15 protein-coding genes and 2 tRNA genes are annotated in these 21467 nt (G+C 45.2%); 3 read left to right on the forward strand and 14 right to left on the reverse strand.

The window, feature by feature from the left end; genetic code table 11:
* Position 1 precedes the first annotated feature (1 nt).
* The 4 genes from ftsB to ICN19_RS08960 are packed head-to-tail and all read right to left on the reverse strand — an operon-like array spanning position 2 to position 4198.
* Positions 2 to 307 carry a cell division protein FtsB gene (gene ftsB, locus ICN19_RS08945; protein WP_216214853.1) on the reverse strand — a complete coding sequence of 102 codons (306 nt, stop codon included), beginning with the start codon at positions 305 to 307 and terminating at the stop codon, positions 2 to 4.
* Between the two features lie 18 nt (positions 308 to 325).
* On the reverse strand, positions 326 to 1612 hold the full coding sequence (gene eno, locus ICN19_RS08950) for a phosphopyruvate hydratase (RefSeq protein WP_216247190.1): 1287 nt from the start codon (positions 1610 to 1612) through the stop codon (positions 326 to 328).
* Positions 1613 to 1663: 51 nt separating this feature from the next.
* The gene (gene kdsA / locus ICN19_RS08955; protein WP_216247193.1) at positions 1664 to 2527 is read right to left on the reverse strand and encodes a 3-deoxy-8-phosphooctulonate synthase; all 864 of its coding nucleotides are present in this window, start codon (positions 2525 to 2527) and stop codon (positions 1664 to 1666) included.
* 9 nt (positions 2528 to 2536) lie between these two features.
* Entirely contained in the window at positions 2537 to 4198 is a 1662-nt protein-coding gene (locus tag ICN19_RS08960) for a CTP synthase (protein WP_216247195.1), read from the reverse strand.
* A 111-nt stretch (positions 4199 to 4309) separates the two neighbouring features.
* Here ICN19_RS08960 and ICN19_RS08965 point away from each other — a divergent pair, with 111 nt between their 5' ends.
* The gene (locus tag ICN19_RS08965) at positions 4310 to 4498 is read left to right on the forward strand and encodes a superinfection immunity protein (protein WP_216247197.1); all 189 of its coding nucleotides are present in this window, start codon (positions 4310 to 4312) and stop codon (positions 4496 to 4498) included.
* Positions 4499 to 4706: 208 nt separating this feature from the next.
* The gene (locus ICN19_RS08970; protein ID WP_216247198.1) at positions 4707 to 7292 is read left to right on the forward strand and encodes a bifunctional aconitate hydratase 2/2-methylisocitrate dehydratase; all 2586 of its coding nucleotides are present in this window, start codon (positions 4707 to 4709) and stop codon (positions 7290 to 7292) included.
* Between the two features lie 88 nt (positions 7293 to 7380).
* Here ICN19_RS08970 and ICN19_RS08975 read toward each other — a convergent pair whose 3' ends face one another.
* From ICN19_RS08975 to ICN19_RS08985, 3 genes are read right to left on the reverse strand one after another with little or no spacing between them, the layout of a single operon-like run.
* The gene (locus ICN19_RS08975) at positions 7381 to 8136 is read right to left on the reverse strand and encodes a spermidine synthase (protein ID WP_216247200.1); all 756 of its coding nucleotides are present in this window, start codon (positions 8134 to 8136) and stop codon (positions 7381 to 7383) included.
* Between the two features lie 11 nt (positions 8137 to 8147).
* A complete protein-coding gene (purL, locus tag ICN19_RS08980) occupies positions 8148 to 12185 on the reverse strand; it encodes a phosphoribosylformylglycinamidine synthase (protein ID WP_216247202.1) in 4038 nt (1345 codons plus the stop codon).
* 21 nt (positions 12186 to 12206) lie between these two features.
* Complete coding sequence (locus tag ICN19_RS08985; protein WP_216247204.1) at positions 12207 to 12881, reverse strand: ABC transporter ATP-binding protein; 675 nt, start codon at positions 12879 to 12881, stop codon at positions 12207 to 12209.
* Positions 12882 to 12883: 2 nt separating this feature from the next.
* Here ICN19_RS08985 and ICN19_RS08990 point away from each other — a divergent pair, with 2 nt between their 5' ends.
* On the forward strand, positions 12884 to 13555 hold the full coding sequence (locus ICN19_RS08990) for an arylesterase (RefSeq protein ID WP_216247206.1): 672 nt from the start codon (positions 12884 to 12886) through the stop codon (positions 13553 to 13555).
* Between the two features lies 1 nt (position 13556).
* On the opposite strand, the gene ICN19_RS08995 is transcribed toward ICN19_RS08990, so the two are convergent.
* The 7 genes from ICN19_RS08995 to ICN19_RS09025 all read right to left on the reverse strand — a co-directional run bounded on the left by ICN19_RS08995 (position 13557) and on the right by ICN19_RS09025 (position 21465).
* Complete coding sequence (locus ICN19_RS08995; protein ID WP_216247207.1) at positions 13557 to 15020, reverse strand: peptidylprolyl isomerase; 1464 nt, start codon at positions 15018 to 15020, stop codon at positions 13557 to 13559.
* 107 nt (positions 15021 to 15127) lie between these two features.
* Positions 15128 to 15203 (reverse strand) — tRNA-Val (locus tag ICN19_RS09000).
* Between the two features lie 107 nt (positions 15204 to 15310).
* Entirely contained in the window at positions 15311 to 17743 is a 2433-nt protein-coding gene (lon, locus tag ICN19_RS09005; protein ID WP_216214830.1) for an endopeptidase La, read from the reverse strand.
* Between the two features lie 188 nt (positions 17744 to 17931).
* Entirely contained in the window at positions 17932 to 19293 is a 1362-nt protein-coding gene (clpX, locus tag ICN19_RS09010) for an ATP-dependent Clp protease ATP-binding subunit ClpX (RefSeq protein ID WP_216247208.1), read from the reverse strand.
* A 30-nt stretch (positions 19294 to 19323) separates the two neighbouring features.
* Positions 19324 to 19953, reverse strand: coding sequence for an ATP-dependent Clp endopeptidase proteolytic subunit ClpP (clpP, locus tag ICN19_RS09015; RefSeq protein WP_216247210.1), 630 nt, complete (start codon positions 19951 to 19953; stop codon positions 19324 to 19326).
* 30 nt (positions 19954 to 19983) lie between these two features.
* Positions 19984 to 21321, reverse strand: coding sequence for a trigger factor (gene tig, locus ICN19_RS09020; RefSeq protein WP_216247212.1), 1338 nt, complete (start codon positions 21319 to 21321; stop codon positions 19984 to 19986).
* Between the two features lie 57 nt (positions 21322 to 21378).
* Positions 21379 to 21465, reverse strand: a tRNA-Leu gene (locus ICN19_RS09025).
* Between the last annotated feature and the right edge of the window lie 2 nt (positions 21466 to 21467).

Genomic DNA, 21467 nt, shown 5'->3' on the forward strand with positions numbered 1-21467 from the left:
CTTACTGTTTTGTAGCTTTAGCGTCGCCTGATTTATCTGCAGGCAGAATTTGCACAAAGAACTCACCTTCTTTAATGAGGCCATGCTCAACACGGGCACGCTCTTCAATTGCACGGGTGCCGTCCTTTAAATCTTTTACATCTCCAGCCAACTTGGCATTGCGCAAGGCTAAGAGGCTATTTTTAGCCTCTTGAAGCTCTACTTGCCGCTCCATCTCGTATACCTTAAGCCATCCACCCTTACCCAGCCAAAGCGGGTACTGGATTGCTATTAGCAATACCAGCATGGAGTAGATAACTATACGCATCGCTATTAAATCTTAAGATTAGCGCTTGAGGTTATAAAAGACTGACTTACCTGGGTAGGTTGCTACATCACCCAAATCCTCTTCAATACGTAAGAGTTGGTTGTATTTCGCAATGCGATCTGAACGAGACAATGATCCAGTTTTAATCTGGCCAGCATTTGTTCCCACTGCAATATCAGCAATAGTGCTGTCTTCAGTTTCACCAGAGCGATGTGAAATCACTGCAGTGTAATTTGCACGCTTAGCCATTTCAATAGCCGCAAATGTTTCTGTCAATGTGCCAATTTGGTTAATCTTAATCAAAATTGAATTGGCGATACCCTTCTCAATACCTTCTTTCAGAATACGTGTATTGGTAACAAACAGATCATCACCAACCAATTGAATCTTCTTGCCGAGTTTATTGGTAATATCGGCCCAACCATCCCAATCACTCTCATGCATGCCATCCTCAATCGAAACGATTGGGAATTGATCTGCCAAGTTACCAAGATAGTCTGAGAACTCGCTTGAGCTAAGCTGCAAGCCTTCGCCAGCCAAATGATATTTACCATCTTTATAGAATTCGCTAGCAGCGCAATCAAGGGCCAATAGAACGTCTTCACCAGCTTGGTAACCTGCACCTTCAATGGCTTTCATAATCGTTTGTAAGCACTCATGATTGCTCTTAAAGTTTGGAGCAAAGCCGCCTTCATCACCAACAGTAGTTGGCATACCTTGCGCACCCAAAATCTTTTTCAGCTCATGGAAAATCTCAGCGCCACAGCGCAAAGCATCACGGAAATTTTCAGCGCCAACTGGCATCACCATGAATTCTTGAATATCCAAACTGTTATTAGCATGAGCGCCGCCATTGACGATATTCATCATTGGTACTGGCAACTGCATACCACCTGAACCACCAAAATAGCGATACAAAGGCAATCCAGCCTCTTCTGCAGCAGCTCTAGCAACTGCCATAGATACAGCTAAGGTTGCATTAGCACCTAAGCGCGCTTTATTGTGTGTGCCATCTAACTCAATCAGAGTGCGATCTAAGAAGGCCTGTTCACTTGCATCTAAACCTAGAATAGATTCAGCAATTTCAATATTGATGTTTTGAACAGCTTTTAGAACACCTTTACCCAGGTAGCGAGCCTTATCGCCATCACGTAACTCAATTGCTTCACGTGAACCTGTGGATGCACCTGAAGGGACGGCTGCGCGACCCATAACACCAGATTCAAGTAAAACGTCGCACTCAACCGTTGGGTTGCCGCGGGAATCTAAAACTTCTCTACCGATGATGTCAACAATGGCGCTCATGCACCTTCTCCTTAAAACAATATGAAATGGGTTTAACTAATTTACTAAGAGTTACTTAAAGCTGTCTTCTAAAAAAGATCCGGTCGATTTAACAACGTCATCAATCGCGACCAATGATGCGAGCAATTCTTTCATGCGATCTAGTGGAACAGCATTAGGGCCATCAGATAATGCCTTGGCAGGATCTGGATGTGTTTCCATAAAAAGCCCGCTGATACCAACAGCAACAGCGGCACGAGCTAAAACTGGCACGAATTCTCTTTGACCACCGCTAGAACTTCCTTGACCACCCGGTAACTGAACTGAATGCGTTGCATCAAAAACAACTGGCGCCTTAGATTCGCGCAAAATTGCCAAGCTGCGCATATCAGAAACGAGGTTGTTATATCCAAAAGATGCGCCACGCTCACAAACCATAAATTGGTCTGGAAGGTTTTTTTCTAATGCTGCAGCACGGGCCTTTTCAATCACGTTCAGCATCTCGTGCGGAGAAAGGAATTGACCTTTTTTGAAATTCACTGGCTTGCCACTCTGAGCACAGGCGCGAATGAAATCGGTCTGCCTACATAGAAACGCTGGTGTCTGCAATACATCTACAACACTAGCAACAGCTTCGATTTCGCTGATGTCATGAACATCCGTCAGAACTGATACACCAATCTGTTTCTTAACCTTAGCCAGAATCTCCAAACCCTTTTCCATTCCCAAACCACGGAATGATGTACCGGATGAACGGTTAGCTTTATCAAATGAAGACTTATAGATAAATGGAATCTTTAAAGTAGCAGTGATTTCTTTTAATTGGCCTGCAATATCAATGGCGGATTGCTCGGACTCAATGACACAAGGCCCGGCAATTAAAAAGAAGCGGCGATCTAAACCCACGTCATAGCCGCATAGCTTAAATGTGCTCATATTTTTCCTTTATGCCGGCTGCTTTGCAGTCAGCTCTTGATGCACTAATGCCGCACTGATGAAGGCTGAAAATAATGGGTGTCCATCACGGGGAGTCGAAGTAAATTCTGGGTGGAACTGCACGCCAAAGAACCAAGGATGAATTGATGCTGGTAATTCCATCATTTCTGGCAACTCTTCATTTGGAGTTCTGGCGGAAATAATTAAGCCAGATTGCTCTAGTTGAGGGACATAAGTATTGTTTACCTCATAGCGATGGCGATGGCGCTCATTCACTTCAGCCCCATAAATACGATAAGCCAAAGTCCCAGTCTTTACTGGGCAACGTTGTGAACCAAGACGCATAGTGCCGCCTAGGTCAGAATCATTTGTACGCTTCTCAACACGCCCCTCCCTATCAAGCCACTCAGTAATGAGTGCTACAACGGGCTGATCAGATTGCGGATCAAATTCAGTGCTGTTTGCCTTAGTCAAATTGGCAACATGGCGAGCAAATTCAATGACAGCCAATTGCATTCCAAGACAAATTCCTAAATAAGGAACATTGTTTTCACGAGCATAGCGAATAGCAGCAATCTTGCCTTCTGTACCCCGCTTTCCAAATCCACCGGGAACCAAAATGGCATCTAGCTCTCGCAAACAATCAACGCCATCTTTTTCAATTACTTCAGAATCAATGTAATTGATGTTGACGCGCGTATGAGTATGAATGCCAGCATGACGCAATGCTTCAATTAGAGACTTATAAGATTCTGTTAATTCCACATACTTTCCGACCATGCCGATAGTGACTTCGTGTTGTGGGTTGGCCATTTCATACACCAAATTAGCCCATACGGATAAATCTGCCGGTTTAGCTTTGAGATCAAGCTGTCTGCAGATCAAGTCATCCATTCCCTGTGCATGCAGCATTTCAGGAATCTTATAAATGGTGTCTACATCCCACACCGAAATAACAGCTTCTTCACGGACATTTGAGAATAGTGAAATCTTTGCGCGTTCATCTTCCGGAATCGGGCGATCAGCACGACAGAGCAATACAGTTGGCATGATGCCAATCTCGCGCAACTTTTGCACTGAATGTTGTGTGGGCTTGGTTTTTAACTCGCCAGCGCTATTGATGTATGGCACCAGAGTCAAATGAACAAAAGCGCAATCATGAAGAGGCAGGCGCAAGCTCATCTGTCTTGCAGCTTCTAGAAATGGTAGGGACTCAATATCGCCGACGGTGCCACCGATTTCGCAAATAGCAACATCTGCCTTACTGTCGTGACTTGCTTTGGCGCCACGTTCTACAAATGCTTGAATCTCATTAGTGATGTGCGGAATAACTTGAACTGTCTTACCCAAGTATTCACCACGACGCTCTTTGCTGATCACGGACTCATAAATCTGCCCGGTAGTGAAGTTATTACTCTTACGCATCTTTGCAGATACGAAGCGCTCGTAGTGACCTAAATCCAAGTCGGTTTCTGCACCATCTTCAGTAACAAAAACTTCACCGTGTTGGAGTGGGCTCATAGTGCCCGGGTCAACGTTGATATAGGGGTCTAATTTTAGGAGGGTGACTTTCAGGCCGCGGGATTCGAGAATCGCGGCAAGCGAGGCAGCTGCGATTCCTTTCCCTAAAGAAGAAACCACACCACCAGTGACAAAAACGTATTTGGTCATCGCTTAAGCTCTGTTGGAAAAAGTAATTATAACGACAGAGGGTCACCCAGGACAAAACTGAAAATCTGTAATATGGGGTTTCTCCCGCAAATTAACCCATTTCTTGACCCCATGCGCCTTTTATTCGCCGTACTACTTACACTGCTCTCCCTTTTCTATTTCTTGCCTTTTTCCATTGCATTTAATAAGAAAAGAGCTAACTCTGGTGCCATCTTTGCCTTAAATCTGTTCCTGGGCTGGTCGCTGGTTGGTTGGGTAGTCGCCTTAGTTTGGGCCATGAAGGAAGAGGAAGTCCTTTAATAAGGAACTGAATGCCCTAGGTCACCCCTATGAAATATAGGAATTCTTCCGTAAAAACCCTAATATTTTCAATAATTTAGCGTTTTAAGGGCAAATTGGCTATTCAAAGTCTTATATAAGACTTAAATAAATAACTATAATCTGATTAATCGGGAGAAAATTCCCTTTTGGCCTTTCTATTGACCACTTTTACCTCATAGGAAACACAATGTTAGAAGCCTATAACGCCCAAGTTGCTGAACGTGCCGCCCTTGGCATCCCCGCCTTACCTTTAACCAAAGATCAGACTGCTGAATTGGTTAAATTGCTAAAAAATCCACCAGCTGGCAAAGAGGCTGAGCTTGTAGAGTTAATTACAAACCGCGTTCCTGCTGGCGTTGACGAAGCTGCAAAAGTAAAAGCTGAGTTTTTAGATGCGATCGCTAAAGGAACAGAAAAATCCCCTTTAATTTCACGAGTCAAAGCTACTGAATTGTTGGGCACCATGCTCGGCGGCTACAACATTAAACCGCTAGTTGAGTTATTGAGCGATGCTGAATGTGGCGCCGCTGCAGCTGCTGCACTCAAGAAAACATTGTTGATGTTTGACTACTTCCATGATGTTCAAGAGATGGCGGAAAAAGGCAATGCGAATGCAAAGTCTGTATTGCAAAGCTGGGCTGATGCTGAGTGGTTTACAAGTCGTCCAGCTGTTCCAGAAAGCATGAAGCTCACTGTATTTAAAGTGACTGGCGAAACAAATACTGATGATCTATCGCCTGCTCCTGATGCGTGGAGCCGTCCTGATATTCCTTTGCATGCAACAGTGATGTTGAAGAACCCTCGTCCAGGCATTGAGCCGGATGAAACTGGTGTTCGCGGTCCGATGAAACAAATTGCTGAGTTGCAGAAAAAAGGTAATCAAATTGCTTACGTTGGTGACGTTGTTGGTACTGGTTCATCACGTAAATCTGCCACTAACTCTGTGTTGTGGTGGACTGGTGTAGATATTCCTTTTGTTCCAAATAAACGCTTTGGTGGCGTTTGCTTGGGCACAAAAATTGCTCCAATCTTCTTTAACACTATGGAAGATGCCGGCGCGTTGCCGATTGAGCTTGATGTTTCTGATATGAATATGGGCGATGAGATTGAACTCCGCCCTTATGAAGGTAAAGCATTTAAAAACGGTAAAGAAATTGCCGCTTTCTCTCTCAAGTCACCAGTGATTCTGGATGAGGTTCGTGCAGGTGGACGTATTCCTTTAATCGTAGGTCGTGGCCTTACGGCTAAAGCACGCGCTGCACTTGGCTTGCCGGCTTCCACTGAATTCCGCATTCCTGTTAGCCCTCCCGATAACAAAAAAGGTTTCAGCCTGGCTCAGAAGATGGTTGGCCGTGCTTGTGGATTACCAGAAGGTCAAGGCGTTCGCCCAGATACTTATTGCGAGCCACACATGACTACAGTAGGCTCACAAGATACTACTGGTCCAATGACTCGTGATGAATTGAAAGACTTAGCTTGCTTAGGATTCTCTGCAGACTTGGTAATGCAATCTTTCTGTCATACATCCGCATATCCAAAACCAGTAGACATTCGCACGCACCATGAGTTGCCAGCATTTATGACCAACCGCGGTGGTGTTGCATTGCGTCCAGGTGATGGCGTGATTCACAGCTGGTTAAACCGTTTACTCCTGCCAGATACCTGCGGTACTGGTGGTGATAGTCATACTCGCTTCCCAATCGGCATCTCCTTCCCTGCTGGCTCTGGCTTAGTTGCCTTTGCTGCTGCTACTGGCGTTATGCCTTTGGATATGCCTGAGTCTGTATTGGTTCGCTTCAAAGGAAAAATGCAGCCTGGCATTACTTTGCGTGATTTGGTTAATGCAATTCCTTTGTATGCCATCAAAAAAGGTTTGCTAACTGTTGAAAAGCAGAACAAGAAGAACGTTTTCTCTGGCCGTATACTGGAAATTGAAGGCCTACCCGACCTGAAAGTTGAACAAGCATTTGAATTGTCTGACGCTTCTGCTGAGCGTTCTGCGGCTGGTTGCGCGATTCAATTAAGCAAAGAGCCAATTATCGAGTACATGCGTTCAAACATCACATTGATGAAGTGGATGATCGCAAATGGCTACGAAGATAAGCGCACTTTAGGTCGTCGCATTAAAGCAATGGAAGCTTGGATCGCTAAGCCGGACTTACTCAAGGCTGATGCAAATGCTGACTATGCTGAAGTAATTGAAATCGACATGAGCGAAATCAAAGAGCCAATTTTGGCCTGCCCTAACGATCCAGATGATGTGAAATTCCTGTCTGAAGTTTCTGGCGAGAAAATCGATGAGATATTTATCGGCTCTTGCATGACTAACATCGGACACTTCCGCGCAGCAGGTCAAGTTCTTCAAGGCAAAAAGGATATGCCTACTCGTTTGTGGGTAGCCCCTCCTACCAAGATGGACCAAATGATTCTGACCGAAGAAGGCTATTACGGCATTCTGGGTGCTACAGGTGCTCGCATGGAAACTCCAGGCTGCTCACTCTGTATGGGTAACCAGGCGCAGATCCGTAAAGGCTCTACTGCAGTCTCTACATCAACACGTAACTTCCCGAACCGTTTGGGTATCGATACTCGTGTGTACCTAGCTTCTGCTGAGCTTTCAGCTGTTGCAGCACTCTTGGGCCGCTTACCAACGCCGCAAGAATATTTCGAGCAAGTTGAATCTTTGAATGCTAAATCTGGCGAAGTTTATCGCTACATGAACTTTGACAAGATTAAGTCATTTAGTGATGTTGCTGACACAGTAACTGTGTAAGTTGGTATTTCAGCACTCCTTCGTGAGTGTTGAATATAAAAAGGCGATCTGATGATCGCCTTTTTTGTTATGTTAGATTTCTGACCGTTTATATAGAAAGTTTTGATTCTTGACGTGCATTCTCGCGACTGATGCCGGAAACCCACTTATTGGTAGGTAACCCAGTCTTCTCAAGAATCAATTTAGCTCGCTTGGAGACATCTTTCCATTCAGCCTCAAGCTTAGGGCCCTTGAAAGCGATGGCAACGACATTGCAATCATGAGACTCGGGAAATAACAGAACCCTATTATCAAATGCTTCGCAGATATTCTTTAGATTTACTTCAAAACTTTTATGACGTGAAAATAAATTCACCGTCATTACACCTGGCCCTTTAAGGATGTTGAAGCAACCTTTATAAAATTCCAAGGAGCTCGCCGCCGGGCCATCACATATTGCATCATATAAATCGACCTGAACAGCATCAAACAAGCCTTGATATTTTTTATCCTTAACAAACTGTTTCGCATCAGTTTCAAGGGTTTCTAATTTACGATCGTCATCTGGTGTAAAAAACATCGACCGGGCAGATACGATTACCGCAGGATTTAACTCCACAACCGTAGTCTTTACTGCCGGGCAATAACGATGCTGAAATTTGGTCAATGCACCAGTACCCAAACCTAATTGAGCAATCCGCATCCCAGGTTTAGTTTCCAAAAACAATAACCAGGCCATCATCTGCTGGTTGTACTCAAGGTAAATCTCATCGGGGTCGCGCAAGCGCATTGCCCCTTGAATCAATTCAGTACCAAAGTGAAGATAGCGTATGCCACCGCTTTCAGAAAATGTAACCGGTTCCATCTATAGAAAGATTATTTAGCCCAACGACGTGCATTGCGGAAAAGGCGTAACCATGGGCTAGCGCCATCAGGGGTATCTAACCACTCTGGTGGGCACCAACTCATCTGCGCAGCCCTAAATACACGTTCCGGATGGGGCATCATGACCATGAAGCGACCATCGGATGTCGTAACGCCTGTTAAGCCGCCGGGAGATCCATTGGGATTCATCGGATACGTTTCCGTAGGAATACCTTGATGATCTACAAACCGGAAAGAGGCTAATCCCTGCTTTTGAATCTGCTCAAGATTGCCTTGTTGGCTAAAGTTTGCATAACCTTCACCATGTGCAATAGCAATTGGAATTTGACTGCCTTCCATGCCTTGAGTAAAGATCGATGGAGAAGCCATCACTTCTGCCATCACCAAGCGAGCCTCATACTGCTCGGATTGGTTGCGGGTAAATTTAGGCCATGCTTCAGCACCTGGAATAATTCCGGAGAGATTGCTCATCATTTGGCAACCATTACAGACACCTAATGCAAAGCTATCCTGGCGATTAAAGAATGTAGAGAATTGATCACGCAACTGTTGATTAAAGAGAATGGTTTTAGCCCAACCTTCGCCAGCGCCGAGCACATCACCATAACTAAAGCCACCGCAAGCAATTAAACCTCTAAAGTCCTCAAGCTTTGCTTTACCACTAAGCAAGTCGGACATATGGACATCATAACTATCAAATCCAGCCCAGTTAACCGAGTAAGCTATTTCTACATGAGAATTAACGCCCTGCTCTCGCAAAATGGCGACCTTAGGACGCGAATTTTTAGCAATAAAAGGTGCTGCGATATCTTCAGACGAATCGAAAGTGAGTTTAGGACTCATGCCTGGATCTGCGATATTGTCTAAGAGCGCAAATTCGCTATCGGCACACGCTGGATTGTCGCGTAAGCGTGCAATCTGGTAGCTGGTGTTAGTCCACATCTTTTGCAGTACCTCACGTGGCTCGGCAAAAATATTTTTGGCGTCACGCCAGATCTCAATGCGTCCATTGGTATTTGGCTTACCAATGACATGACTGTAAGCACTAAGACCTAATTTTCTGAGGGTGGCAAATACAGCGTCACGATCTTCTTTTCGAACTTGAATAACAGCACCAAGTTCTTCGTTGAATAAAGCGCGCATAGTTTGCTCATGGCGGCGGCCTGAAACCTGTTGCGCCCAGTTCTTAGCATCACCGTAATCTGGTTCCTGCCCTGCATCCATAGCAATCATATCGACGTTCATGGAGATACCGCAATGTGAAGCAAAAGCCATCTCTGCAACGCAAGCAAGTAATCCGCCATCAGAACGGTCGTGATAAGCTAATAACCTACCTTCTTTGCGCAGCTCAATGATTGCAGAGGATAAAGATTTGAGGTCTTCTGGGTGATCAACATCTGGAGCCGTTTTTCCTGACTGATCCAGAACTTGAGCCAAGATGCTTCCGGCCATGCGATTTTTACCGCGACCTAAGTCAATCAAAATAAGTTCAGTCTCCAATGGAGATCCGGCTTGATCTTTCAATTGCAGAAGTGGGGTTGATGTCTTGCGAACATCCTGCACTGATGAAAATGCAGAAATAATTAAGGAGACTGGAGCAACTACTTTTTTAGCCTCGCTACCATCTTGCCATGAGGTAGACATTGATAAAGAATCTTTTCCTACTGGAATGGAAATTCCAAGAGCGGGACACAACTCCATGCCAATGGCTTTAACTGAGTCATAAAGCTTGGCATCTTCACCGGGGGCTCCACATGCAGCCATCCAGTTTGCCGAGAGCTTCACGCCCTGAAGATTTGCAATATCTGCAGCCAAAAGGTTCGTAACGGCCTCACCAACAGCCATACGAGCTGCCGCTGGAGCATCGATAACTGCCAATGGAGTTCTTTCACCCATGGACATCGCTTCGCCACGATAACCCTTGTAATCCATCATAGTGACGGCACAGTCAGCAACAGGAACCTGCCAAGGACCAACAAACTGATCACGAGCATTAAGGCCGCCAACAGTTCGGTCACCAATCGTAATTAAGAAGGATTTGCTAGCAACTGTTGGTTGCTGTAAGACCCAGGCAATAGATTGAGCTAGATCAGCATCGGTTACATCCAACTCTTTAAATTCTTGCGCAACGCGTTTGACGTCTCGATGCATCTTCGGAGGCTTGCCTAGCAATACCTCCATCGGCATATCAATTGGTGAAGCAGCGTCTGCGCCGGCAGCCTGCTTAGAATCGCTCAGCGTTAACTGACGCTCAGAGGTAGCTTCACCAACAACCGCAAAAGGACAGCGCTCACGCTCACAAAATGATTTAAACAAATCTAAATCTTTTGCTTCAATTGCTAATACATAACGCTCTTGAGACTCGTTGCACCAAATCTCCGCAGGACTCATGCCACTTTCTTCAAGGGGCACGTTTCGGAGTTTAAAAGCAGCCCCTAAACCAGCGCCATCAGCTAATTCTGGGAAGGCGTTTGATAAACCGCCTGCGCCGACGTCATGAATGGAAACAATCGGATTACGGTCGCCAAGGGCACGACAAGCATTGATCACTTCTTGTGCTCTACGTTCCATTTCTGGATTACCGCGTTGTACTGAATCAAAATCCAGATCTGCAGTGTTTGTGCCTGTTGAAACAGAGCTACCAGTAGCGCCACCCATGCCAATACGCATGCCAGGGCCGCCAAGTTGAATGAGTAAATGCCCTGCTTGAATTGCTTTTTTATCAGTGTGAATTGAGTCGATGCTACCAATACCGCCAGCAATCATGATGGGCTTGTGATAACCGCGGCGAGTTCCATCTAATGTCTGCTCAAACACGCGGAAATATCCACCTAAGATAGGTCTACCAAACTCATTATTAAATGCTGCGCCACCTAAGGGGCCATCAATCATAATTTGCAATGGTGTGGCAATACGCTCTGGCTTGCCGTATTTCTCAGCTTCCCATGGAAGATCTGTACCTGGAATATTCAAATTGGAAACAGAGAACCCAGTAAGACCTGCTTTAGGACGACCACCAACACCGGTTGCACCCTCATCGCGAATCTCTCCGCCAGCACCAGTAGAAGCACCAGGAAATGGCGCAATCGCTGTGGGGTGGTTATGTGTTTCAACCTTCATTAAGGTATGAACTAAGCGCGTATCTTTTTGATAGCGATGATCTGAACCTTGGGGGGCCCAAGTCTCCGCCTCACATCCAGCCATCACTGCAGAGTTATCAGAGTAGGCAACAATCGTACCCTCAGGGTGCAACTGATGAGTATTGCGAATCATGGCGAACAATGAGCGCTCTTGATCATCGCCATCGATTGTCCAGCTTGAATTAAAAATCTTATGACGACAATGCTCGCTATTTGCCTGGGCAAACATAATCAACTCAACATCTGATGGGTTGCGTTGAAGACGAGTAAAACTTTCTGCTAGATAAACAACCTCATCATCAGATAAGGCAAGACCTAATTCTTGATTAGCCTTATCAAGAGCTGCCCTGCCCTCGGTCATTACTGGAATGCGTGCTAAAGGCTTGTCTTCTAAAGATTGATATAAAGCATTAGCCGCATCGGTTGAATCGATAACCGCTTCAGTCATTCTGTCGTGGGCCGCAGCTAACACCAATTGTTTTTGTTCTGGAGTTAGCGCCTTTTTGCTCTTCCATGAAAACTGAACACCGCGCTCAAGTCGCAGAACATCCAATCCACATTGACGAGCAATATCAGTTGCCTTACTAGCCCAAGGTGAAACAGTTCCAAACCTAGGGATAACAATTGCAGATTGATCCTCTGCTTTACCTTTTCCAAACCAGGATTTACCTGAATTTATTTTGGATTGAAATGGCTGACCGTAGGTCAATAGACTTGCCATGACTTCCTGGTTTTTGGAGGCTAACTCTGCCTCAGACCAAATAAAATGAAGGTATTGAGCCTCAATAGACTCAAGATCAACCCCTTGGGCAGCCAAAGACGCTAAAAGTCGCTGTTGGCGGAAGGGGGAAAGCGCGTCAGCGCCGGGCAAAAAGTGGAAAAAAGACATCCCTAGATTATAAGGTTTTGCCTACACTAAGCGACCGCCCTGAAGGTGCAGTTGCCGCTGGCACCGGTCAGCCAAGGCCTGATCGTGGGTAACCAAAATAAGGGTCGAATTATTGGCCTGATTTAGCTCAAAAAGGAGCTCAATCACCCTATTTCCGCTGGCCTCGTCTAGGCTGCCAGTTGGCTCATCCGCAAATAGGATGGCGGGCTTCATGATGAAAGCCCTGGCCAGTGCAACACGCTGCTGCTCACCGCCCGATAGGGTCTTTGGGAAATGGTTGGCGCGCTCCCTTAAGCCTACTTGCCCTAGCCAATGCAGAGCATTTTCTTTGGGCATATCCAAGCCATTGAGCTCGGCAGGCAGCATTACATTTTCAAGCGCCGTTAGATGCGGAAGCAATTGAAATGATTGAAATACAAACCCTACTTTTTGCCCCCTCAAAAGCGCCCTACCATCCTCATCCAATTCAGTGAGGTTTTGCGAGACCAGCTCAACACAACCGCTAGAAGGAATATCTAATCCAGCCAAAAGACTGAGTAAGGTGCTCTTACCAGAACCCGAGGCTCCCGTAATGGCAACACTCTCGCCTTGAATGACATCAAAGCTAATGTCGTGCAAAATAGTTAACGATCCATCGCTAGATAAAACTTGTTTACCTAGATGTATCGCACTAAGGACCTTTACTGGATTACTCATAAATGAATCGATATATTGGGTTGAGCTTCTTGAGTAAAAAAATGAAAGCCCTAACGTCGGCTATTGCTCTATTTTGCCTGTTTATTTCATTTGGCACCTTAGCCCAGACAAACCAGACCATTTTGGTGATGGGTGACAGCCTATCCGCCGAATACGGTCTCGTACGCGGATCTGGCTGGGTCAAGCTATTGGAAGAGCAGCTTCAAAAACAAGGTAGCCCATGGAATGTATTTAATGCCAGCATCAGTGGGGAAACGAGCTCCGGAGGTCTTTCCCGACTTCCCAAGCTGCTAGAGCAAAAAAAGCCTGGCATTGTATTTCTTGAGCTAGGCGCAAATGACGCCTTGCGCGGTCTATCCATTCAAGAATCCAATAAGAATTTGCGCAAGATGATTCAAATGAGTAAGCAAGCTGGGGCAAAAGTACTTCTATTCGGAATGCAGATTCCACCAAACTATGGTCAAGAGTACACCCGGGAATTTAAAGATCTTTATGCAAAGCTAGCAGTACAAGAGAATGTGCAATTACTCCCTTTCTTTTTAAGTGGAGTTGCATCCGATATCAGCCTATTCCAAGCCGACCGCATTCATCCTAATGAAAAAGCACAAATCGTTCTCTTTAAAAACGTATGGGACGCTATGGCCCCATATCAAACAATCCTTAAAGGTAACTAGCCTAGCTTCCGGAACCAGGTGACATTGGCTTCAGGGGATTAATTACTTTCACTCCAGCTACATCACGCCAATAAGCCATGAATACTGCAAACTCAGACTGGGCTGCCAAAGCCTGGATTTGTTGGGCCTGTGCTTTATGAACTTTGGCATCGACACCTGTTGGTTGACGAACTTGATCAACGCGGTAAAGGGTGGTTCCAACGCCAGGATTGCTAACCGATACGAGGGCCGGGAATTTATCTGGGCTGATGGACATTATCTGATCAAGCGCACCACCAACTAAATTGGCTGGTTTATTTCTGGAAACCCAAACTGGGTTAGCAAAACCTGATGCGCTTTTAGGATCCTTTTCTAATGCAGCATAACGATCGGCAGCGGCATTAATTGCAAGCTTCTCAGCCAAACGCTGACTCACTTGACGCTTCACTTCCGTAGCGACATCTTTGTATGGAAGCGTTTGCGCAGGATGAAAAGTGACTACGCGAGCAGAAACAAATACGCCTGGGGATGTTTGCACTGCTTCTGTATTGCGCTTGTTCTTAACGGCCTCATCACCAAAAAGGGATTGAACAACCTTTGGATTGGCTAGTGGGTGATCTTTTGCAACACCAGACGCGCCAGAGCGAGTTACGCCTTTTTGTGTTTGAACATTTAGCTTCAATTTATCTGCGGCCGGCTTAAGGCTATCTGACTGGTCATAAGTCATGTTGGCAAACTGATCAGCCTTTTCACTAAATACCTTGGCATCTTCCTTTGGGTCGGCCTTAAGAACAATGTACTCAACATCCACATACTCAGGACTCTCAAATAGCTTAGCATTTGCTGTGTAGAAGGCTTGCAACTCCTCTTGTGAAGGATTTACCTTAGATAAGTAGTCCTTGGCATCAAAAGACATCGCTTGCACTTGTCGCTCTGTCTCATACAGAGTTGAAATAATCTCAGATAATTTAGGGCTACCGATTTCAGTACGCGCCACTGAGTTCACCAGTTGACCAATCTTTAAATCAAAAGCTTGGCTAGCATAAAACTGCTCTTCATTCATTCCATTGCTTGCTAGCAATTGCTTGAAACGAGCATCATCAAAACTACCATCTTGTTTGTAGAGTGCGCGGATCTGTGGAATGTTTTGCAAGCTTTTAACCAAAGCCTCATTACCCACTTGCAAACGAAGATCGCCAACAGCAAAACCCAAAATTCGTTGCTGCAACAACTCATTCAATATGGCTTGTTTAAATTGCAGACTTTGTGCAATTTGCGCATTACCACCGACACGCTCAGCTTGGCGTTTTGCTGCCGAATCTACTTCTTGCGCAGTAATAGGCTTGCCATTAATTTTGACCAGGTCTGTTTCTTTATCAAGAAAGCTGGAATAGCTTGAGATGCCAAAAAATGCAAATGACGGAACAATCAAAAGCATTAATACAAATTGCAGAATTCGCTGGTGTTTACGGACGGTATCAAACATGAAAAAGTTCGCTAGTAAAAAGTATGAATACTAGGAGTGTACTAGGGTAATGAGCTTGGTATTGAAACGCCTGAGCAGGCTTAGAGGGGGTAATGCTGGTAATAATTTGGTGGGCGCTGAGAGGCTCGAACTCCCGACATTCTGCGTGTAAGGCAGACGCTCTACCAACTGAGCTAAGCGCCCCAAAATATTACAAGGTGTGATTGTAACCTAAGCGTGGATTTCGGGGGAAATTTCCGCTAAATCGACCTCAAATGATGGGGTCAATTTAACGGAAAACCGCCCTATTTTCAGTGCTTAAGAACGTCTGCAGCTGCGCCCTTGTCGTTTGCCTTGCTGGCCTCTGCTGCCTTTTTAGCAAGCTCTTCCGGCGTAGGGTCTGGCAGCGCTTCTGGCATACGCTCTAGCGCCAACTCCAAAACTTTATCGATCCAGCGTACAGGAACTATCTCAATGGCATTCTTAACGTTATCCGGAATGTCGATGAGATCTTTTACGTTCTCCTCCGGAATCAAGGCCAGCTTAATACCTCCGCGATGTGCAGCCAAGAGCTTTTCTTTCAAGCCGCCAATTGGAAGCACTTCACCGCGTAAAGTAATTTCACCAGTCATGGCAACATCCGATCGAATCGGAATACCAGTAAATACAGAAACCAAGGCTGTTGTAATTGCGATACCGGCAGATGGACCATCCTTAGGTGTTGCGCCATCAGGGAAGTGAATATGAATATCTTTCTTCTCAAACGACTCATCCGCAATTCCTAGACGCTTAGATCTGGACCGAACAACGGTACGGGCTGCCTCCACGGATTCTTTCATTACATCACCGATAGAACCAGTGCGAGTAATAACCCCTTTACCAGGCATTACAGCAGCCTCAATGGTGAGCAAATCACCGCCAACCTCAGTCCAAGCCAAACCAGTAACTTGACCCACTTGATTCTCTTTACCAGCTAAACCAAAATCATACATACGAACTGAGAGGAACTTCTCTAAGTTATCCGCATTCACAACAACTGGAGCAGCCTCTTTCTTCAAGAGCAAGAGCTTGACCACCTTACGGCAGATCTTGCTAATTTCACGCTCTAAAGAACGTACGCCAGCCTCGCGTGTGTAATAACGGATCATATTACGAACGGCACTATCTTCAATCTTGAGTTCGTCTTTTTTCAAGCCATTATTTTTGATTTGTTTAGGAATCAAATAATTAACAGCAATACTGGTTTTTTCATCCTCTGTATAACCAGCCAAACGAATAATTTCTAGACGATCCAGTAGCGGACCTGGAATATTCAAAGAATTCGAGGTCGCCACAAACATGACGTCAGAGAGGTCAAAATCTACCTCAACATAGTGATCTTGGAATGTATGGTTTTGCTCTGGATCCAAAACCTCCAACAAGGCGCTAGCCGGATCTCCGCGGAAATCCATGCCCATCTTGTCAACTTCGTCCAAGAGGAATAAAGGATTGCGCACACCAACCTTAGTAAGGCTTGTCAGAATCTTGCCGGGCATTGAACCAATATAAGTTCTACGATGACCACGAATCTCGGATTCATCACGCACTCCACCTAAAGCCATGCGTACAAACTTTCTGTTCGTAGCGCGTGCAATGGATTGACCAAGCGATGTTTTACCAACACCAGGAGGGCCTACTAAGCAAAGAATGGGTGCCTTCACGCGATCAACTCGTTGTTGAACTGCGAGGTACTCCAAGATACGTTCTTTAACTTTGTCCAGACCATAGTGATCTTCATCCAATACTTTTTCAGCATTAGTGAGGTCATTATTAATCTTGGTTTTTTTCTTCCAAGGCAAATTGACCAGCGTGTCGATAAAGTTACGGATAACCGTTGCCTCAGCGGACATCGGTGACATTAATTTCAGCTTCTTGAGTTCGGATTCTGCTTTTTTCAAAGCTTCCTTAGGCATGCGTGCAGCTTTAATGCGCTTCTCTAGCTCTTCTAGATCAGCACCCTCTTCGCCCTCACCTAATTCTTTCTGAATCGCTTTAACTTGTTCGTTCAAGTAGTACTCGCGCTGACTCTTTTCCATCTGACGCTTTACACGTCCACGAATACGTTTCTCCACCTGAAGAATATCAATCTCACTTTCGAGATCAGCCAACAAGCTTTCTAAGCGCTGCACAACATCGGTCATTTCAAGCAAGCGCTGTTTCTGCTCAAGCTTGACTGGTAAGTGTGCACAAATGGTGTCAGCTAAGCGACTTGGATCATCAATCCCACCTAATGAAGACAGGATCTCCTGAGGTACCTTTTTGTTTAGTTTTACGTATTGATCGAACTGCGCCATGATTGCGCGACGTAATGCTTCTGTTTCATGCGCATCGATAGCGTTAATGGCTGTTGGTGTTGCTTCACAATTGAAGTAGCCAAGGCTATCTTCAATTTGACTTACTTCAGCACGCTGAACACCTTCAACCAATACTTTGACAGTGCCATCAGGCAACTTCAACATTTGCAAAATATTGGCAATACAGCCAACCTCATACAGATCTTCAATAACAGGCTCATCCTTAGCGGCCGCTTTTTGGGCCACTAAAAGGACATTTTTGCCAGTTTCCATAGCTGCCTCGAGGGCTTTGATGGATTTAGGGCGACCCACAAACAAAGGGATCACCATGTGAGGAAATACAACTACGTCCCTTAATGGGAGTAAAGGTAGTTGAATGGGTTCAGAGGGTAGTAATAAGTGGCCAGGCATGGGGCAAATCCTCCAAAGTAATCAATCCTCAAAAGCCTTTAATAGTGATAGTTATTAAACAACCACTAAATAGAGACATTATTTATGAGTAGCATACTACCTATATGGGTAGACTTTAGAGAAAAACAAGGGGCAAAAAGACAAAAAGAGGGCAAAAATGACCAAAAAATAGCGAAAACCCTAAGAATTTAGGCTTTTTTGCTCAAATCTGCCTCTTCGACGTCTTGCTTGTAGACCAAAAGAGGTTTTCCACCCTCGGCAATGCTGCTTTCGTCGATAACGACTTTTTGGACATTCTTGAGAGATGGCAGGTCATACATCACATCCATTAAAGAGCCTTCAAGGATGGATCTAAGTCCGCGAGCACCAGTTTTACGCGCAATTGCCTTTTTAGCGATGGCGGATAAAGCCTCGCGGCGAACCTCAAGCTCAGAGCCCTCCATGGTCAGGAGAGCTTGATATTGCTTAACCAAAGCGTTTTTAGGCTCAGTCAGAATCTGAATTAAAGCCTCTTCATCCAATTGGGCCAAAGTAGCCACAACCGGCAGACGGCCAATTAACTCTGGAATCAAGCCAAACTTAATTAAGTCTTCTGGCTCTACTTCGATCAGGAGGTCGCTTACACCGCGATCATCTTTACCTGGAACGGTTGCATTAAAACCAATGCCTGTTTTAGCGGTACGCTGTTGAATGACCTTTTCAAGACCATCAAAAGCGCCGCCGCAAATAAACAAAATATTCGTTGTATCTACTTGCAAGAAATCTTGATTGGGATGCTTGCGACCACCTTGTGGCGGAACGGAAGCCATGGTGCCTTCAACAAGTTTTAACAACGCCTGTTGAACACCTTCACCGGATACATCGCGAGTGATGGAAGGGTTATCGGATTTACGAGAAATCTTATCGATCTCATCAATGTAAACAATGCCGCGTTGCGCTTTTTCTACGTTGTAGTCGCACGCTTGCAGAAGCTTTTGAATAATATTTTCAACGTCTTCGCCGACATAACCAGCTTCGGTTAAGGTTGTTGCATCAGCCATCACAAATGGGACGTCCAGCATACGAGCTAAAGTCTGAGCTAAAAGGGTCTTGCCTGAACCAGTAGGACCGATTAAGAGAATGTTGCTCTTTGCAAGCTCCACACCGTCCACCATTGCCTTAGCTGGAACCTTGGATTCTTTCTTATCTAAGCCCTCTACCGGCTTACCATCTTTATCCAACTTCTCTTTTTTTGGCTTAGGCAAATACTGCAGGCGTTTGTAATGGTTGTATACCGCTACAGCTAAAGTCTTTTTGGCGTGATCTTGACCGATGACATACTGATCTAAATTTTCACGAATCTGATGCGGTGTTGGTAAGGAATCATCACCCTCTTCCTTGGGAAGCTTGGCAATCTCTTCTTGAATAATATCGGTACAAAGATCTATACACTCATCACAAATAAAAACAGATGGACCAGCAATAAGTTTTTTTACTTCGTGCTGACTCTTGCCACAAAAAGAACAATACAGAACTTTATCTGATGAATTAGTTAAATTTGTATCGCTCAAAATAGGCTCTGTAAATAATGATTAAGTAAACTAAGGGCGCTTCTCAATAACCTTGTCGATCAAACCATACTCGCGGGCTTGCTCAGCTGACATAAAGTTATCGCGGTCAGTATCTTTTGCAATTGTTTCAATCGATTGACCAGTGCGGTCAGCCAAAATTTTGTTGAGTCGTTCGCGCAAGTACAAAATTTCACGGGCTTGAATTTCAATATCAGATGCTTGGCCACGCGCACCGCCCAAAGGCTGATGAATCATCACACGTGAATTCGGTAACGCATAACGCTTACCTTTTTCACCAGCGCACAACAAGAATGCTCCCATACTTGCAGCCATACCCATACACAAAGTACTTACATGCGGCTTTATAAATTGCATAGTGTCGTAAATAGCCAAGCCTGCAGATACAGATCCACCAGGAGAGTTGATGTACAGAGAAATTTCTTTATCTGGGTTCTCGCTCTCAAGGAACAATAACTGAGCAATCACCAAGTTAGCGGTTTGGTCGTTTACTTCGCCAACCAAAAAGACAACCCGTTCACGCAACAATCTGGAGTAGATATCGTAAGCGCGCTCACCTCTACCAGAGGTTTCGATCACCATTGGAACCAAGCCCAGGCCTTTTGGTTCTAGATTTTCAGACTGTGAATGATTGTGGATCATTTTGAAACCTCTTATAGGTAAGTAGATTGCTTAGTTTAGCTTGCTGAGCTCTTCAAAAGTCACAGCCTTATCACTCACTTTGGCTTGAGATGTGAAGAATTTAATGACGTTATCTTCAAGGACCAGGTTCTCGATATCCTTCAAACGGCTTGGATTGCTATAGAACCAACGCACCACTTCTTTTGGATCTTCATATGTTGCAGCCTGCTCATCAATCTCAGCTTTGATTTGATCGGCTGTAGCGGCCAAGTTTTGCTTTTTAACCAACTCACTCAAGATCAAGCCAAGGCGAACGCGTTTAGTAGCTTGTTCAGCAAAAATCTCCGCTGGAATTGGCGCATCTTTGGCATTAGGAACGCCGCGCTGCATCAGGTCTTGACGCGCACCTTCAACCAAACGCTCTTGCTCTGAAGCAACCAATGATTTAGGAACGTCTAATTCACACAAGCTGTTGAGCTTATCCATCACCTCGTTTTTCAATAGCGAAGTGATGCGACGCTTTACTTCGCGATCTAAATTCTCTTTTACTTCAGCGCGCATCTTTGTAACGCCGCCTTCAGCAACACCCAACGACAATGCAAATGCATCATCAACTGCTGGTAAATGTGGCCAGTTAACTGATTTCACGGCAATCGTGAACTCAGCTGTTTTGCCTGCAACATCTTTACCATGGTAATCAGCCGGGAAGCTCAATGGGAATGATTTGCTTTCGCCCGCTTTAAGGCCCAAAGTTGCAGCCTCAAACTCAGGAAGCATGCGACCTTCACCCAATACATATTCGAAGTTTTCTGCTTTACCACCAGCGAATTCAATACCATCAATCTTGCCAACAAAATCGATAACCACTTGGTCACCATTTTGTGCTGCGGTATTAGAACCGCCATCGCCATCGGCTCCAGCCTCACCGCGCGGGTGGTAATGAACTTGCTGCTTGCGTAATACATCTAATGCGCGATCGATTTCAGCTTCACCAATATCGGTTACGTATTTAGTAACTTCAGCCTTTGTAAAGTCGCCAATTTTCACTTCAGGCAAGACTTCAAAAAAAGCATCAAAGACAATCTTGTCAGCATCAATCTCACTCTTTGGTTCAAGACGTGGTTGACCTGCTAAAGCAACGCCCTCTTTTTGGGCTAGCTCATAAAACATTTCAGCAGCTTTATCGAATTGCAACTCGAAATCTACTTGCATACCGTGCTGTTTTTCAACGAGGTTCTTTGGAACTTTGCCAGGACGAAAGCCTGCCATTTTCATGGTCTTACCAACTTTAGCCAAACGGGCTTCACGGGCTTTTGCCAAATCGGCACGAGCGAATTCCAAAGTCATTTTGCGGTCTAGTGAACCTAAATTTTCTATCTGCACAGCCATTCTCGTCTCTTAATTGAAGATCTGGAAATGTGAAGTCCAAGCCAAGTAGCAATCTTGTGGTGCGAGGAGGGGGACTCGAACCCCCACACCATTTCTGGCGTCAGGACCTAAACCTGGTGCGTCTACCAATTTCGCCATCCTCGCAA

Origin of the sequence: Polynucleobacter sp. AP-Capit-er-40B-B4 (genome assembly GCF_018882245.1) — a bacterium.
Taxonomy (GTDB): Bacteria; Pseudomonadota; Gammaproteobacteria; order Burkholderiales; family Burkholderiaceae; genus Polynucleobacter.

Bases quoted from the DNA above. Each gene is read 5' to 3' on its own strand.
- ftsB (WP_216214853.1), bottom strand. From the start codon at position 307: ATGCGTATAGTTATCTACTCCATGCTGGTATTGCTAATAGCAATCCAG.
- eno (WP_216247190.1), bottom strand. From the start codon at position 1,612: ATGAGCGCCATTGTTGACATCATCGGTAGAGAAGTTTTAGATTCCCGC.
- kdsA (WP_216247193.1), bottom strand. From the start codon at position 2,527: ATGAGCACATTTAAGCTATGCGGCTATGACGTGGGTTTAGATCGCCGC.
- ICN19_RS08960 (WP_216247195.1), bottom strand. From the start codon at position 4,198: ATGACCAAATACGTTTTTGTCACTGGTGGTGTGGTTTCTTCTTTAGGG.
- ICN19_RS08965 (WP_216247197.1), top strand. From the start codon at position 4,310: ATGCGCCTTTTATTCGCCGTACTACTTACACTGCTCTCCCTTTTCTAT.
- ICN19_RS08970 (WP_216247198.1), top strand. From the start codon at position 4,707: ATGTTAGAAGCCTATAACGCCCAAGTTGCTGAACGTGCCGCCCTTGGC.
- ICN19_RS08975 (WP_216247200.1), bottom strand. From the start codon at position 8,136: ATGGAACCGGTTACATTTTCTGAAAGCGGTGGCATACGCTATCTTCAC.
- purL (WP_216247202.1), bottom strand. From the start codon at position 12,185: ATGTCTTTTTTCCACTTTTTGCCCGGCGCTGACGCGCTTTCCCCCTTC.
- ICN19_RS08985 (WP_216247204.1), bottom strand. From the start codon at position 12,881: ATGAGTAATCCAGTAAAGGTCCTTAGTGCGATACATCTAGGTAAACAA.
- ICN19_RS08990 (WP_216247206.1), top strand. From the start codon at position 12,884: ATGAATCGATATATTGGGTTGAGCTTCTTGAGTAAAAAAATGAAAGCC.
- ICN19_RS08995 (WP_216247207.1), bottom strand. From the start codon at position 15,020: ATGTTTGATACCGTCCGTAAACACCAGCGAATTCTGCAATTTGTATTA.
- lon (WP_216214830.1), bottom strand. From the start codon at position 17,743: ATGCCTGGCCACTTATTACTACCCTCTGAACCCATTCAACTACCTTTA.
- clpP (WP_216247210.1), bottom strand. From the start codon at position 19,953: ATGATCCACAATCATTCACAGTCTGAAAATCTAGAACCAAAAGGCCTG.
- tig (WP_216247212.1), bottom strand. From the start codon at position 21,321: ATGGCTGTGCAGATAGAAAATTTAGGTTCACTAGACCGCAAAATGACT.